The organism is Ruegeria sp. AB10 (assembly GCF_056542745.1).
Window position 1 is genome coordinate 201,247 of the sequence record NZ_JBQGAI010000003.1, and the last position, 15,430, is coordinate 216,676.

Consider the following 15,430-nt stretch of genomic DNA (forward strand, 5'->3'; position numbering starts at 1 on the left):
CTATTTGGGGTCTTTCAGCCAGTCTTTCGCAAATTCCACACCGTCCAGCCCGGCAAAACGACGGACCCGATCCAGTTCCGATTGCAGTCGCCGGGTTCGGGCCTCGGACCAGCGCACGGACCGTTCCGGCCACAGCGCGCTGACTTGCAGGACGCCCCGATCGCGCTGGGCCTTCATGTCGATGCGGCCGATAAACCGGTCGCCCTCCAACAGGGGAAAGACGTAATAGCCATAGATGCGTTTGGCGGCAGGGACGAAAACCTCGATCCGATAGTGGAAGCCGAACAGCCGCTCGGCCCGGTTGCGATCGCGCAGCATCGGGTCAAACGGGCTGAGCACCCGGATGCGCCCCGGCGGTGCGGGCAGGTCAGCGGTGGCAAGGCCGGGCCGGGCCAGCAATTTCCGCACTTGCCCATTGGCACAGGTGACTTCTATTTCCTCCAAAAACCCCTGTGTTAGACCCTTTTCGCACCACTTCTTCGCCTCGGCCACACTCACCGTATCCCAGAAGGCCGCCAGCTCTCCGGAGGTGGCAAAGCCCAGCCTGTCCAACGCGGCATTGCACAGCCAGTTCACGGTTGCCTCGGCGTCGCAGGTCATATTGCCCGGACACAGATGGGTGTCGATCACCCGCTCGGTCAGGTCATAACGTTTCTGAAACCCGCTGCGGCCAACCACCGTCAGCGCACCCGACCGCCACAGGAATTCCAGCGCGGTTTTGGAGGGATGCCAGTCCCACCAGCCGCCGGACCCTTTCTTTTCATCCTTGCCCACATCTGAAGAAGACACCGGCCCATGGTCGCGAATATGCTGAAGGACGGATGCAAATCGCTGTTCGAACCCGTCCCGACGCCAGTTTTTCCAGCGGGATTTCAGCAGATCGGCATCCCGCTGAAATCGTAAGTGCCAGTGCGGGTAGAATTCCATCGGAATGACCGCGGCGTCATGAGTCCAATGCTCGAACAGCGCCTTGTCGCGCTCGTACAGACGTTTGAGGTTTTTCGCGCGATAGGACGGTCGGCGCGAAAACAGGATCAAGTCATGGGCGCGGGCGACCGTGTTGATGCTGTCCAGTTGCACAAACCCCAGCCGATGGATCAGATCCAGCAGGTCAGCCCCTTTGGACCCGCCCACGGGCTGCTCGGCCAGCGCATGGCGGTCCATGAACAACGCACGGGCCGTCTTGTTGTCCAGCCGTTGTAGTGCCACTGGTTCAGCGCCGTTTCAGCGTATCGCCATAGCTGATCTTGGGGGTCAGGGTGACGCGGGTGTCGATCTCGGCTTCCGGTTCGGCCAGTTGTCCGGCGATGATTTCGGCCGCCTTGCGTCCGATTTCCAACCGGCAGGCATCCATCGTGGCCAGTTTGCGGGGCAGGCCCTGTAGCAGCTCAACATTGTTGAACCCGGCCAGACCGATCTGCCCCGGCACGTCGATGCCTTGTTCCAGCAGATACAGCAACCCGCCAGCACCAATCATGTCATTGGAATAATACAGGAAATCCAGATCGGGTGAGCGTTCCATCATGGCCTGCGTCATCTCGCGCCCCTTGGCCAGGGCCGAGCCGCCGGAATAGAACTCGCGATCCTCGATCTCGACACCATTTTTGCCCAGCACCTCGGTGAAGCCTTCGAACCGTTTCCGAGCGCGGTGGTCCAACGGCATCTTGGTGCCCATGAAGCCGATATGTTCGTAACCCGCCTTCAGGATCGCCTCGGCCATCTCGCGCCCGGCGCGCCGGTGCGAGATGCCGACCATTGCGTCCACGGGCTTGCCATCGGTATCCATGATCTCAACCACCGGAATACCGGCGGAATCCAGCATGGCGCGGGCGGCCTCGGAATGTTCCAGCCCGGCAATGATCACGCCCGAAGGCCGCCACGAGAGCATCTCGTACAGAACTTTTTCTTCCTTCTCGGGCAGGTAGTCGGTGACGCCGACCACGGGCTGCAACTCGGTGTCTTCCAGCACCTGATTGATGCCGGTCAGAACCTCGGGGAACACCATGTTCGACAAGGACGGGATGATCACCGCGACCAGGTTGACCCGGCTTGAGGCAAGCGCGCCGGCGATCTTGTTGGGCACGTATCCCAGCTCTTTCGCGGCGGCCAGAACGCGGGTGCGGGTGGCGTCGGACACGTCGCCCCGGTTTCTCAGAACCCGGCTTACCGTCATCTCGGATACTCCGGACGCTTCCGAGACATCACGAAGGGTAAGCGGGCGTTTTGTTTCTGTTGTCACGGAGAGCACCTGCGCAGTTGTTTTGCCCGATGGTAGCGTGAACAGGACGCGTTTTACAACTGTTGTGCAAAACTCATGACAACCGAAAAAAACCGCGTTACAGAGGGCCTTGCGCGGCCCCGTGGCTCAACTGGATAGAGCAGCCCCCTCCTAAGGGGCAGGTTGCAGGTTCGAATCCTGCCGGGGTCGCCAATTTCTATAACCCCTTATTTTATTGACGATATATCGTACGTGGTGTTACGGGTGTGGTGGATTTACACCACGGTTTTACACTACGAATGAGCAGGCCATGAGCAATGATAGGAACCTTGAGCAGCCACGTGGACCCGGTACGGCATGGCGGTTTCGCATGTCTACGCCCAAAGTTTTAAAGGGAACCACAGACCCAGAGACGGGAAAGCCATTCGGTCGTAACATCATCAGAAGCTTAGGAGGTGTTAAGCACAAGGCTACGGCACGTAAGTTGCGCGATGTGGAATTGAGTAAGGTTCGAGAATTAGAGCTGCAGGCGCTGGGTAGGAACCGTTATAGCCTTGCTGCTGCAGACCGATGGGGTGAAGCCATGGCGGACCCGGACACAGATACTGCGATTTTGGCGCGTGATGTGTTCTATGATGAGGTCGAGAGAGCGCCCAGCGCAGTGCGAGATGCGTTCGGTAAACGGGGTATGGCCAAATCCAAACCACTGGCTGAGATGGTTGAGACATACATTGAAGCCAGAGCGCCGGGGAATGCTTCAGGTTACAAACCACTGAGGGGTTCGACGATCAACGATTTCCGAACTTCGGTTCGCTATCTGGTCGACTTTTTTGGCGGAGATATATCCAGCCTCCATATGGACGACGTGGCAGACGTCGAGGCAGTGGCCTTCAGGGAATACCTAGGGGGCATCGTATCAGACCGGACAGAGCAGCCACTAGCAGGTGCAACTATCCAGAAATACATGACACAGCTTCGCACGCTTTGGGCGTGGGTGGTTGAAACCAAGGCCACAAGCAAACCCTCAGTTGAACCCTTCACACTGCCCAAAGGGGTTTCCAGAGTGGCTGCGAAGCCGAAGAAAGAAAGGGCGATCTACAAGTCAGAACAAACAAGAGCCTTATTCGAAGCGCAGCCAAAAGACACACCCATAGGCGCACTAATGCGGCTCGGGCTGGTTCTTGGCGCGCGTATATCAGAACTGGTACGGGTCACGGTTCAGGACGTAGATGCCGATGGCGCTGGGCTAAAGATCATCGTTGGCAAAAGCGAAAATGCTAAGCGATGGACGCCAATTCCTGATGAGCTTCAAGAAACAGTAGTGATGCTGCGCGACGAGGCTGAGGATAGAGGCGGTGTCAATGAGCGACTTCTGGGCGCGTTCAGTCTGGACAAGCGAACCGGCAACAGTAAGCAGGCCAGTCAGGCTTATAGCCGCCTTAGAGATGAGGTTCTGGGCCGTCCCGAAGGTAATGTAATGCTGGACTTTCATTCTTTCAGGCACACATGGCGGACTATCGCGCACAGGGCGGGTGTTGATGACAAGGATATTGGGCAACTAGGAGGCTGGACTAAGGATGAGCGCAGAGCCAGCGAGATTTACAATCACGGGCTGGGCCGCGATGGATTGCGTAAAGTGCAGCGCAATATAGTGAGTAAGATGCGCGCTGACGGGTACCTTAAGTGGCTTTAGGTTTATACATACAAGACTTTGATACAACGCATGGATGGGCAAAGCGAAGTCGTAGGGTGAACTAAAGGTTGAGGAACCAAGGTTTGGGTCAGTCGATAAAAACTTAGCTAAATCGACTAGCCCTTTTCTTGCGGCAAGAAGTGCCTCAAGGGAGCTATTAATTTCACCGTATACGTGCTGAATTTTGGAGCATTGTGCGTTGTGGAGCCTGTTAATCGGCATTGGCTTGCTCACCCCTTATTGCACACTTTAAATTCGGCTTGTTGGGGAATGGTCGCTAAAGCCAATTTCACAAACAAAAAAACCTCTTCGCGAAAAGCTTCGCCATGTGTAACCTAGAGTTGCGATAAGTCGCGAAACACACCCATTTGAGGAGAAAGATATTATGGCCGATGAAGAAGAAGTTGTAACAAACGAACCGGAGGCAATGGAATTCGACATTGATGGTGCGAAACGTACATGCACTATCACAAGTGTGAAAAAGAAGGGTCAATATTACTACGCCTACGCGACCTGCGGTGATGGTAGAAAAGTTTCTGCCTATTCTTCGAACATAAATGTTGCGAAAACACTAGCTTGCAACAAGTGCGGCTAGAGTTAGCTACTAGGGAACCAGCGGGCACGCCATTTTATTTATTTGGCTTTCGCGGTTCCCAACAAAAAACTTTCCTCATCCTAGATCAGCAATAGCCAAGTGAAAAATGCGACACGAAGACGAAGAGACCATTGATATTGGATCATTCCCTAAGGCCGTCGGCATCAGATACGAAGAGAAAGACCTCTTCGCACTTAGGGATAGAACTTACCAAAACGAAGAATTCCTGTTCACCATTTGGTCATTTAAACCTTCACAAGTCTGCAGCGGAGACGGCATCGAGAAACCGCTAGCTATACAATACATTCGTGGCATACGTCCCGGCCCCACTTGTCCCAATGGTCAAAGGCTAATCGTAATTCGCTACGTCTGGTCCCTCTGACTGACCAGATGAGCGAGTGGCCTCGAACATTGGTTTCACGTGGATACCTATGATGCGCGTACTCCCTTACGAAGATTGGCTAATCTCTAATAGTAATAATACGCCCTTGAGTATGATGAACCGAAGTACTGATTTAGGCGAAGGTCAAGCATCAATCCCCACTGCCGATCAGGCGATGAAGAAGCAGTAAGTCCAGAACTAAAACGTCATCGCATTCGATAGTTTCGTTTTGGCAACTTCCAGTATTTTGGCGAAAAAATCTGAGTGCAAGAGACATGGGGTTAGTGTCGCGCATATCCCCCGTGGCGGTAATGGTCGGCAAGAAGACAGCTACGATGTTCCATAGTCTGTGTCTCATTTGACCGGAGTGTAACAACACAAGTGTCAACCCCTCGGAGACCGTCTCATTTAAGTGGGATTGACATTTAAAACACATATTCTTATTTAACTTATCGAGGTAAAAGATACACATTCGGAGACAGGCACATGCTAATCGGATACGCCCGAACATCTACAGCAGACCAGATCGCAGGCTTTGAGGCGCAGCAGCGTGAACTGACAGACCATGGGTGTGAGAAGGTGTTCGCGGAACAGGTGAGCAGTGTGAAGCAACGTGACCAGCTTGATGCAGCGATAGACTTTGCCCGTGAAGGGGACACTCTGGTCGTCACTAAGCTGGACCGTCTGGCGCGTTCAGTCCCTGACCTCATCGACATTCGCAAGCGGCTTTCGGACAAGGGCGTCGAACTGCATATCATGGACATGCCCATAATGAATGACAGTGCCACCGCACAGATGCTTGAGACCATCCTTGGGGCTGTTGCTCAGTTTGAACGTCAAGTAATGCTTGAACGGCAGCGTGAAGGGATTGCGAAGGCCAAGGCCGAAGGCAAGTTCAAAGGACGCCCTGCCATGGATGATACGAAGGCGGCAGCCATTCGTGAAGCGTTCCAGAACGGCGAGAAACCGACCCAGATCGCGAGGGACTTCGGGGTCAGTAGAGCGACAGTTTACAGGTTGGCCAAAGAGAACGCGTAAGGGGCTGAAATCAACTCTCTGTCATACACGCAGATAGCAAACTGTTACGGGGGCAATTCACCCCCATACAAGCATAGAACATAGCATGAACATTCACCCCCACTATAGCCGTACACAGAATGCCGACACCCGGATTGTTGACGTGCCGACGTTCATCGCCAGACGGCAGGCTTTCCCCGTCCGGTAGTTCGTGCGTGCCCCTGCCTTGGGGCGTCATCCATTGAAAAGCCAAGTTGCATGCAATGCACGAAGCGAACCCTTAACCCAAATCTTACGGAGCCAAGAGCAATGAAAGCCTCTGAACTCAGCACTGAAAATGTCGTGGTCGCCCGCGACGAGATACCTGTCACTTCAATAGCAAAAGACCCTCGATTTTGGTTTCGCTCTGGTGAAGCGCCCAGCGCCGACCACATCGACACTCTAGCGAAAGCCTTGCGGGCTGGTCGAGAACTCGACCCGATACTGCTCTGGCAGGAGTGCGATGACACTGGAAACCATACAGGGCGATTGATCATCATGGACGGTCACCACAGGACGGAGGCTTACTACCACCATTTCGAAATCCACGGGATTGACCTCGGGGATGCCCCTCTAGTCCCCGCTCTGGTTCACGATTGTCTGCCGATGGTTGCCCGTTTGGTGGCACTAGCGGCGAATACAAAAGACAGTAAGCCGTTGATGCCTGCTGAGCGGAACAACGCGGCGTGGCGTCTAGTCCGCGACAGCCTGCACTGGACGGGTAAGGCTTGGCAGAGCCAGCTAACCAAAGCACAGATCGCGCATGCGTCCGGGGTCTCAACGCGAACTGTCCAGCGCATGAATAAGGTGTTCAAGCTGATGACCGAGGCAAAGCACCAACCGACCGGGGAGTGGTGGCAGGACAATCAGTGGAAAGTCCAACGCGACGACGATTGGACGCCACCCAGCAGCGAGGAATTAGAAGCGATGACCAACGACGCGGCGAATGCAATCAGCAAGGTGTTGACCGATGCCAAACTAAAGCGAGATGAGGACGTGCTTACTGTTTTGTGCAAGGTGTTTGACCCATGGCGATTGAAGCAGATCACTGCAGAGCTTTGGGAAAGCGATGTGCTGGACGATGACGAAGAATTTGCGGACACCAGCATTGTTGACCGAAAGCGCACCGCAAGGACGCCTGTAGGGGACACCGAACGACCGCTTGACGCCTTGCTGAGAGAGGCGAACGACGATGAAAGCAGCGACTTCACCTACAACCCCCGGCGTAACTTCAAGGGGCGGATGGACACGCTTTCAGACGACGCCATCAAATTGGATTAGGTCGGCTCCTGAGAGCAGACTGAAAAAACACCCGAGGTGACCCAGAAGGTGGCACTAGGGGAGACACCATAGAGGGAGACATTGTCTCCCCTGAACAGCAACCGGGGCGTCCAGAACGGGCGTCCCTTTTCATATCTGGAACGTACAATGAAATTGAATGAACAGAACCGCGTGGCCGACAAACGGTTGCGCCGCATTGGCAATGACAAGCGACGAGCGTTCACGAAACGCCTGAGGTCTACTGCACGCGCCCGTTTGGGTCACAATAAGATCGACGATAAACTTGCTCCTTGGGCCGACCGGTCTAGCCAATGGGCCAGCATGAGAGTGCGCCCGGAAGTCGTGGCGACCGTTAACACCGTGCGGGAACGCATGGTTGAGCAAATGGGCCGCGAGGTCTCACAAAGCGAAGCGCTTTCATATCTGGTTGAGCTTGGCCTGCTGTCCTTGCCTAGCCGAACCAATACCACGCGCTAACGGCCTCGCGAACGAACCACGCTGGCCCCTTAACAAACGAAGAAGAACCCCTAATGACAAACAATGAAATCACCATTCACACCGACGGCTCTTGCCTTGGCAACCCCGGTCGCGGCGGCTGGGCGGCAGTTGTCCGAAGATACGCGGACGGCAAGGAGATCAAGAAACGGCCCGTTCATGGAGGCGTTCGCCTGACTACAAACAACAAGATGGAAATGACAGCCGCCATTCAGGGCCTTCGTCAGATCAAGAGGGACGAGAAAGCCCAAATCACTGTCTACTCTGATAGCCGACTGCTCATCCAGGGGATGGCCGAATGGATGCCCAAATGGCAGGCTAACGGCTGGCGAAAAGCGGGTGGAAAACCTATCGCGAACCGCGATCTTTGGGAGGACCTTCTGGCGGCGAGCGACGGGCTTGATGTGCGCTGGCAATGGGTTCGTGGCCACGCAGGAAACCCAAGAAATGAAGAAGTAGACGCAATGGCCGCCGCCGCTGCCTGCAAAGCGACCTGAGTTTGGGTCATATCCATCCCGAGAACTCCACATTTACCCCGGCTGCACACCGCCGGGGCAGATGGGTTAGGCATAAAGGCTCCAAAGGCATGTTTGCAGTGGCACAGTAAATTAATCCGTATCGCTTAGGCGCTTCTTCAAAACCTCCGCTAAGCCTTCTTTGTCGTTCGCCGAGTGCAACGCACGATGGCAATTAGGACAAACGGCAGCACAGTTTTCCACGGTGTCGGGGCCACCCTCTGCTAATGGCAATATGTGGTGTGTCTCAAGATAGCCTGTGCCGTCTGGCCTACAGAAAGGTGCTTTCTGTTGGCACAACTCGCATACGCCCTTCGCCCTTTGCTGTGTATACGCAACGACGCGTGGGTCGCGGACGTAGACCGTCCCGAGTGCCAACTCTTTCTTTGGTGACGGATTGCCAGCGGGCGGTTCTGAGAGCATTTCAGGCCGCGAAAGTATGGCCTTGGACTTTTGCTCCAACTCATCGCGGTTGTCTGTCGGCATTGCCAGGTCGAAATCTGCGAGCCGCTTCTTGGCGACTTCAACGACTTCATCTGGGAATTTATCGAAGTGATCGACTACAATTTGTTCGTAAGACTTGCCGGATGCTGACACTTCATCGAACCCACTGGCGCGAGAACGTACGCGTTTCTCAATTACATGCACAGCGCCATGTTTCCGAATTTGGCCTGGTTCTCGTCCAAGTCCTGGGAACCGTCCGAAGTCACGTTTGGTTTCCTGCCAATCAATCAGAACTTCGGCTAGTTGGTTTTCTAATGCCTCATCGCTTGCCAGTAGCTCTCGCAGCACTTCTGATTTTGGCAGTGGCCTTTCGACTTTCGGAACCTGCCCACCGCTTTCACGAAAAGCCTGAATGCGGTTTCTTATGTCATACGCAGCCAGCAATAATTCGGGCTCTGGCAACGTAAAGACTTCAAGTTCAACGTCACGAACACGCTCATGCCCAAGCCCAATGCCTTTGTAGTTTTCATCATACTTCCGCAACTCCATCAGCTTCATGTAAACACCGTTAGGGTTACGGAAGGTGTCGTTGCCGCTGAGGCCCTGCATAACTGCTGTCGCACGTATTTCGTCCGCAAGTGCAGTCAACGGTTTAGATGTTTTGCTGGGAATACTCGGCGCGTGTCGAAGATAGAACTCAGTTGCGAGGATTAGTTCGTCACGCGACCAGTCCGGATTACGTGTCGGCGGCGGGTTCTCAACCACTTCAAATCTTAGGTTCTCCAAGACCTGCACGGCATGCCCTTGCCCACCAGATGAGTTCTTAGCATTAAGCGGAGTAAATCCCGGCCCCACATATCCATGCGCGGCCCCCACGATAGCCTTGGATTCGTAGTATTTGCCGTTGTGAAGAAGGTGGTACTTCTTCGAATTACCGAAGCCATACTTTTTGAGAAACCTGGTTTTGCCAAGCTCGTCGTATTCGTCACATGCGGCTATGATTGATGCTGTAGTAATGTCAGATAAACCCATGACGACATCTTGCTGCTAGCGTGCAGCAAAGCAAGACCAGATCGCGAAAATCCATTCATTTACCCGTCGTTAACCAACTTCCGTCCAATGTCTGCAGAATGAGTTGAACGGTAGGCGCGGTGATGAAAAGCCAGATAATAAACCACCTCAACGGGGTTCTAGCGGGGGATAGAAAGAAGTTTGGCAAGCTGGTCAAATACGACGGGCAGAACGGTTTTTCAGAAGATGCCATGCGAGGGTTGAAAGACCTCGACGCCCGCACCCCGCCACCAGATGCCATTAGCGAACCAGCCTACGCACCAGCCTTTGTTAACCGCGACCGACTGTCGCCAAAGAATGCCGCTGGGGGTGGCCTCGTGAAAGGGGATGATGGTGCTAAACGGCCTCACTATTGGGGGCACCGGCAGCGGCTGCGAGATCGGTTTCTAAAGGGCGGCCACCAACCAATGCCGGAGTATGAACTATTGGAACTCCTGCTGTTCAACGCCATTCCAAAAATCGACGTCAAACCATTGGCGAAACGTCTGCTCGCAGAGTTTGGCGACCTGAACGGGGTCATTGCCGCATCGAAGCATAGGATACTCAAAGTGGATGGTGCAAATGACTGGGTCTATTTTCACCTCCGAGTGATTGAAGCCTTTGGGCACCGGATGGCGCAGGCGCAGGTGATGAAACGGGATGTGGTGTCATCTTGGGAAGCGCTGGTGACATACTGTCGTACCGCTATGGCGCATAGAGAGGTGGAGCAGTTTCGTGTTCTGTATTTGGACCGCAAGAATGTTCTGATTGCTGATGAAGAACAGGCGAAAGGCACGGTCGACCACGTTCCTGTATATCCGCGCGAAGTCGTCAAACGCGCCTTGGAGTTAAACGCAAGCTCCCTCATCCTCGTCCATAATCACCCCTCTGGTGACCCTTCACCCAGCAACTCGGATATCCTGGTGACCGAACGCATTCGAGACGCCTGCGAAACAATGGGTATTGTTATCCATGACCATGTGATCATTGGGAAAAAAGAAGAGTATTCATTCAGCGCTAATGGGTTGCTAACGAGAGGCTAGCAGCATACCTGACAGGTAGACCTTTGCCCTTTTTATCCGCTTTCCAAGATATGAAACGCTTTCTCACCGCTGCCTCTCTCATCCTCGCAACAACTGCTCTGGCGGGCGGTACATACGTCCGAGATGCCGACACAATCGTTGTTGATGGCACCCCTGTACGACTGAACGGCGTCGATGCGCCCGAGTTGGGCACCCGATCTGGTCAGAATGCCAAGAGATGGATGGTCAATTACCTGCGCGGGAAAACTGTAACTTGCGACTTGAACGGTGAACGCACTTATGACCGTTGGGTTGGTGTTTGTTATGCGGATGGTCAGGACGTAGGTGCCGCTGTGATCGCCGCTGGCCACGCACTAGATTGCCCTCGGTACTCAGGTGGTAGATACAGAAACTTGGAAACCGCCGCAGCTAAATCACGGCTGAAACGTGCGGGATATTGCAGATAGAAGGACCCTCAAATTGAGAAAATCAAGACTGCTAGGAGCCGCCGCTGGGGGGCTGCTCGGGTTTTTAGTGGGCAGTGGTACAGGCATTGTCGGCGGGCCATTTGTCGCCGTGGCCGGAGTTTCGGTTTTCACCCTTATTGGGGCTGGGTGGGGGTTCAGTGCCGGGCCTGACTTGGCCAACTGGTGGGCCGAACGAAAATCGTGAATTAGCTCAACGAAAAGGAAGTAAAGGTGGCAGGTCACAACGAGGCAGAGCGTCAAAGGAATTTTGAAGAGTTCCAGATGGTAAACGAGAAAGCCATCGATACGTCAAACATAGTGTTAAAGAGCGCGCTGCTAATCAACGGTGGCGCGGCTGTAGCCGTGTTGGGTTTTGTGGCTTCAATAGTGAAAGACAACGGCGACCTAGCGGCTCTGTTGGAGGGGGTTGCAAACGCTCTAATGTACTTTGCTTGGGGAGTTGCCGCAGCGGTCATTGCGTTGGCTCTAGCCTACCTGACACACTACACAATGCTTGTAGTGCTGAATAAGAGAACTGAGGGCAAAAGTAGCTGGCTTAGTCGTTTCGTCAACGGTTCATTTCACGTGTTGGCGTTCCTGGCGTCGTTATCCGCGATAGGACTGTTTGTCCTTGGAGCCTATCAGGTAAAAGAAACGATCTCATCCGATGCTTTGGCATCGTCGCTCTCCGAATAGGCGTGGTCCTAAGGTGGCCAATGTTTGCTCTTGCAAGTTAGACAAAACTACCGCAAGTGGTTGAAAACAAAAGATAGACGAGCGAACACAAAACGATGTTGATCACTTTCCTAGTTCTTGTGGTGACTTTCACCGCGTTCTGTTTCTACAAGGCAGCCAATCTGATTTTGGAAAGAGGCCAAGAAGGTTCTCAACTTGTTCCGATTGCGGAAGATCAATTAACCGGGATTGGTAACAAGTTGAGCGAGTACTTTGGCGCGTCAACTGAAATTGTAATGTATGGCGCTGGCGCAGCAGCGGGTTTCATCGTCGCTATTATTCTAATCCTGATACTAATTTTTAAATAATCGGACGGTGTAATTTTCCTGATCACCGCCGGTTTCCCTCATGCTAGCGTTGGGCTTCTTGCCCGCGGGAAGAAAATTCGGCGTAGTGTAACTTCAACCACGCGAGTTTTACACTACGCAAGCCGTCAGTATTTTATTATTTTTCAGATACTTGTGTTGAAAATGCGGGAAGAGGCGGAGGTTCCTGCCGGGGTCGCCAGTTTCAGGCAGTTTCGGTCTGTGGTCTGACGGTGCTCCAGACGCAATCGTGGTCCGACAAGGGGGTGCCCGAAGCGGAAATCGAGGTCAGAATTCCGCTTTCCACAGGTGCGAACCCTCGGCCCGCCAGCCAGTCCAGTTTCATCTTCCGGTCCGGGTGCGGGGTGATCAGGCTTGGCCGTGTCGTCAGACCGGGCGGGGTGAAGGCCCAGGAATAGCCATGGCTCTCGGCCAGATCGAACAGGGTTTCCCGCCGCCAGTCGAAATCGGGCGGAAGGTGGTTGCCGGTGTTCAGGTCTCCGCCAATAAGGACCGGCAGTCCGGGGGCAAAGGCGTCGATTTTCTGCAGCAACAGGTCGAACTGAGCGTGCCGGTGCGCGGTGTCCGCGTTGCTTTCCAGATGGGTCGAGACCACGCAGATGGGGCCGTTGGAGGTGGGGATCACGGCGGCGATGGCCATCCGGCCGCCGACGCGGGGTTGTTCTGGGTCACCCGCGCCTGCCTCGGGCGTGAACCAGTGGCCGTGATCGTCCAGACGGATCAGGGCGGTGCGTTCAAACGGCACCGAGGACAGGATCGCGTTGCCGTGCCAGCCGTGTTCATTGAATTCATCCGTGCAGAATTCCCGTTCGGTCGGCCCGCCCAGATCCAGCTCGTGAAACTCGACCCCGAAGGCGTAGACCATGCCCAGCGCGCGCGCCATCTCAGCGGTTGTGTGACGCTGCGCGGTGCGGGCCATGCCGTGATCGACCTCGGACAGCAGCACCACGTCCGGAGCGATCGGTTTCAGGTGGGTGGCGGTGTCTTCGGGGAACAGGCAGCGTTCCACATTCCAGGCCGCCACGGTAAATTGCGTGGGCAGTTGAGCGGCCGAGCCCTCACCCCCCAGTTGCAGCGCGTTCATGGCGGGCAGGCCGGACAACAGGCCCCGGTGCGCCTCGGACGTGCGGGGTGCGGCCAGAATTTCCCGACGCTGATCCGGGGTCACAGCGGGAAGAACATTCAAGATTTCCGTAATCAAAGGACTTTTCCCGTTTCCACATCGAACAGCCGCAGCGCGTCGGGTTTGAGGGTGACGCGGGTTTCGCCGATCCGGACGTCATGGTCCTTGCCGACCATCACCGTAAAGGGCTGATCCGCAATCGCGCCGTGCAGCAGGCGGTGGGCGCCGAGTTCTTCCAGAATATCAACGCGGAAGGTGACCGAGCCCTGATCGTCCAGTTCGACATCCTCGGGGCGGATGCCCATCGTGATGGGGCCGACATAGGCGGCGGGGGCGGGCATCAGCCCGTCATACCCGTTGATCCGGACCTGCTGATCGGCCACTTCGGCCTCGATCAGGTTCATCGGCGGTGCCCCCATGAACGAGGCGACAAAGGTCGAGGCCGGGTTGTGATAGATTTCATACGGGGTGCCGATCTGTTCGATATGGCCTTCGTTCAGAACGATGATGCGGTCGGCCATCGTCATCGCCTCGACCTGATCATGGGTCACGTAGACGGCGGTGGTACCAAGGCGGCGCTGCAGGGCCTTGATCTCGATCCGCATCTGGTTGCGCAGTTTGGCGTCAAGGTTGGACAACGGTTCATCGAACAGAAACAGGGCCGGGTGACGCACCACCGCGCGGCCCATCGCCACCCGCTGACGCTGGCCACCGGACAGCTGCGCCGGTTTGCGGTCCAGGTATTCGGTCAGGTTCAGCATCTTCGCCGCCTCTTCCACCTGGGCTGCAATCTCGGACGCCGGGGTGCCGCGGTTCTTCAGACCGTAGCCGATATTCTTACGGACCGTCATATGCGGGTACAGGGCGTAGTTCTGGAACACCATCGCGATGTCCCGATCCGCCGGGTCCACGTTGTTGACCACCCGGTCGCCGATTTTCAGCGTGCCTTTGGTGATGTCCTCGAGCCCTGCGATCATCCGCAACAGGGTGGACTTGCCGCAGCCCGAGGGGCCGACCAGAACAACGAACTCGCCGTCCTGAATGGTGAAGCTGGTGCTTTCGACCGCCTGAAAGCCATTGGGGTAGACCTTGCGGATGCCCTCTAAAGAAACCTGAGCCATGCGCGTATTCCTTATTTGTCGGATTCTGTGAGGCCCTTGACGAACCAGTTCTGGAAAAAGATGACGATGGCCACGGGCGGGATCATCGCCACGATGGCCAACGCCAGGGCCTGCCCGTGTTCGGGGATCTGGCTGTCGGTATAGGACAGCACGATCTGCTTGATGCCCCGGACCAGCGTAAAGAAGCTTTCATCGGTGGTGATCAGGGTCGGCCACAGATACTGGTTCCAGCCAAAGACGAACATGATGATGAAGATCGCCGCGATCATCGTCCGGCTGAGCGGGACGAGGATATCGATGAAGAACTTCCACGGGCCCGCGCCGTCGATGCGGGCGGCCTCGGCCAGTTCCTCAGGTACGGACATGAAGAACTGACGGAAGAAGAAGGTGCCGGTCGCCGAAGCGATCAGTGGCACGATCAGGCCGGTATAGGTGTTGGTCAGGCCCAGCTTCTGGATCGCCTCGTAAGATGGCAGGATGCGCACCTCGAGCGGCAGCAGCAGGGTGGTGAAGATCATCCAGAAGGCCAGCGTGGCAAAACGCAGGCGGAAATAGACGATCGCATAGGCCGCCATCATCGAGATGATGATCTTGCCCACCGCAAAGCCGATGCCCAGAATGAACGAGTTCATCAGCATCAGCGTGCCGTCGACCGTCTGGGTAAATCCGCCCTTTTCAAGCATGGCGGCGTGGAAGTTCTTGCCCAGATCGTCGCCGATCGTCAGTTGCAGCCCTTCGCGATGAATCGTCACCGCATCGTGGCTGGCCGTGGTCAGCGCCAGCAGCGGCGGCAGGATCATCAGCAGCGAGCCGAGGATCAGGACAACGTGGTCTCCGATCGTCTCCCAGCGAATGCGGCGGGGGTGGCGGGTCTCGGCGGGTGTTTCAAGCGTTGTATCAGCCATGA

At 55.5% G+C, this 15,430-nt stretch carries 16 protein-coding genes and 1 tRNA gene; 11 read left to right on the forward strand and 6 right to left on the reverse strand.

What is annotated here, in order from left to right; all coding sequences use genetic code 11:
- Both ACR0NT_RS08395 and ACR0NT_RS08400 read right to left on the reverse strand, forming a co-directional pair.
- Positions 1 to 1,209 carry a DNA glycosylase AlkZ-like family protein gene (locus ACR0NT_RS08395; RefSeq protein ID WP_170672689.1) on the reverse strand — a complete coding sequence of 403 codons (1,209 nt, stop codon included), beginning with the start codon at positions 1,207 to 1,209 and terminating at the stop codon, positions 1 to 3.
- A 4-nt stretch (positions 1,210 to 1,213) separates the two neighbouring features.
- A complete protein-coding gene (locus tag ACR0NT_RS08400; protein ID WP_170444490.1) occupies positions 1,214 to 2,239 on the reverse strand; it encodes a LacI family DNA-binding transcriptional regulator in 1,026 nt (341 codons plus the stop codon).
- Positions 2,240 to 2,354: 115 nt separating this feature from the next.
- Between ACR0NT_RS08400 and ACR0NT_RS08405 the strand changes: the two genes are divergently transcribed.
- The 7 genes from ACR0NT_RS08405 (at position 2,355) to rnhA (ending at position 8,217) form a co-directional block, all read left to right on the forward strand.
- Positions 2,355 to 2,431 (forward strand) — tRNA-Arg (locus ACR0NT_RS08405).
- A 157-nt stretch (positions 2,432 to 2,588) separates the two neighbouring features.
- Positions 2,589 to 3,911, forward strand: coding sequence for a tyrosine-type recombinase/integrase (locus ACR0NT_RS08410; RefSeq protein ID WP_170672691.1), 1,323 nt, complete (start codon positions 2,589 to 2,591; stop codon positions 3,909 to 3,911).
- Between the two features lie 385 nt (positions 3,912 to 4,296).
- The gene (locus ACR0NT_RS08415) at positions 4,297 to 4,506 is read left to right on the forward strand and encodes a hypothetical protein (protein ID WP_170672693.1); all 210 of its coding nucleotides are present in this window, start codon (positions 4,297 to 4,299) and stop codon (positions 4,504 to 4,506) included.
- Between the two features lie 868 nt (positions 4,507 to 5,374).
- Positions 5,375 to 5,926 (forward strand): recombinase family protein, encoded by a 552-nt coding sequence (locus ACR0NT_RS08420; protein ID WP_170672694.1) that lies wholly within the window; start codon positions 5,375 to 5,377, stop codon positions 5,924 to 5,926.
- A 288-nt stretch (positions 5,927 to 6,214) separates the two neighbouring features.
- Positions 6,215 to 7,225, forward strand: a complete 1,011-nt coding sequence (locus tag ACR0NT_RS08425; protein ID WP_170672696.1) for a ParB/RepB/Spo0J family partition protein — start codon at positions 6,215 to 6,217, stop codon at positions 7,223 to 7,225.
- A 147-nt stretch (positions 7,226 to 7,372) separates the two neighbouring features.
- Positions 7,373 to 7,702, forward strand: coding sequence for a hypothetical protein (locus ACR0NT_RS08430; RefSeq protein WP_170672698.1), 330 nt, complete (start codon positions 7,373 to 7,375; stop codon positions 7,700 to 7,702).
- A gap of 53 nt (positions 7,703 to 7,755) precedes the next feature.
- Positions 7,756 to 8,217 carry a ribonuclease HI gene (gene rnhA / locus ACR0NT_RS08435; protein WP_170672700.1) on the forward strand — a complete coding sequence of 154 codons (462 nt, stop codon included), beginning with the start codon at positions 7,756 to 7,758 and terminating at the stop codon, positions 8,215 to 8,217.
- Between the two features lie 111 nt (positions 8,218 to 8,328).
- Here the strand turns inward: rnhA and ACR0NT_RS08440 are convergent, their stop codons facing one another.
- Complete coding sequence (locus ACR0NT_RS08440; protein ID WP_480442903.1) at positions 8,329 to 9,711, reverse strand: HNH endonuclease; 1,383 nt, start codon at positions 9,709 to 9,711, stop codon at positions 8,329 to 8,331.
- Between the two features lie 122 nt (positions 9,712 to 9,833).
- On the opposite strand from ACR0NT_RS08440, the gene radC reads away from it, so the two are divergent.
- The 4 genes from radC to ACR0NT_RS08460 all read left to right on the forward strand — a co-directional run bounded on the left by radC (position 9,834) and on the right by ACR0NT_RS08460 (position 12,261).
- Complete coding sequence (gene radC, locus ACR0NT_RS08445) at positions 9,834 to 10,772, forward strand: RadC family protein (protein WP_480442904.1); 939 nt, start codon at positions 9,834 to 9,836, stop codon at positions 10,770 to 10,772.
- Between the two features lie 50 nt (positions 10,773 to 10,822).
- Positions 10,823 to 11,218, forward strand: coding sequence for a thermonuclease family protein (locus ACR0NT_RS08450; RefSeq protein WP_170672702.1), 396 nt, complete (start codon positions 10,823 to 10,825; stop codon positions 11,216 to 11,218).
- A 231-nt stretch (positions 11,219 to 11,449) separates the two neighbouring features.
- A complete protein-coding gene (locus tag ACR0NT_RS08455; RefSeq protein ID WP_170672704.1) occupies positions 11,450 to 11,914 on the forward strand; it encodes a hypothetical protein in 465 nt (154 codons plus the stop codon).
- 95 nt (positions 11,915 to 12,009) lie between these two features.
- On the forward strand, positions 12,010 to 12,261 hold the full coding sequence (locus ACR0NT_RS08460; RefSeq protein ID WP_170672706.1) for a hypothetical protein: 252 nt from the start codon (positions 12,010 to 12,012) through the stop codon (positions 12,259 to 12,261).
- A 202-nt stretch (positions 12,262 to 12,463) separates the two neighbouring features.
- On the opposite strand, the gene ACR0NT_RS08465 is transcribed toward ACR0NT_RS08460, so the two are convergent.
- The 3 genes from ACR0NT_RS08465 to ugpE are packed head-to-tail and all read right to left on the reverse strand — an operon-like array spanning position 12,464 to position 15,428.
- The gene (locus ACR0NT_RS08465; RefSeq protein ID WP_480442906.1) at positions 12,464 to 13,480 is read right to left on the reverse strand and encodes an endonuclease/exonuclease/phosphatase family protein; all 1,017 of its coding nucleotides are present in this window, start codon (positions 13,478 to 13,480) and stop codon (positions 12,464 to 12,466) included.
- On the reverse strand, positions 13,477 to 14,523 hold the full coding sequence (locus ACR0NT_RS08470) for a sn-glycerol-3-phosphate ABC transporter ATP-binding protein UgpC (protein WP_170444487.1): 1,047 nt from the start codon (positions 14,521 to 14,523) through the stop codon (positions 13,477 to 13,479). The genes ACR0NT_RS08465 and ACR0NT_RS08470 overlap by 4 nt, the downstream gene beginning before the upstream one ends.
- Before the next feature lie 11 nt (positions 14,524 to 14,534).
- Positions 14,535 to 15,428 (reverse strand): sn-glycerol-3-phosphate ABC transporter permease UgpE, encoded by an 894-nt coding sequence (gene ugpE, locus ACR0NT_RS08475; RefSeq protein WP_170444484.1) that lies wholly within the window; start codon positions 15,426 to 15,428, stop codon positions 14,535 to 14,537.
- Positions 15,429 to 15,430: the final 2 nt, after the last annotated feature.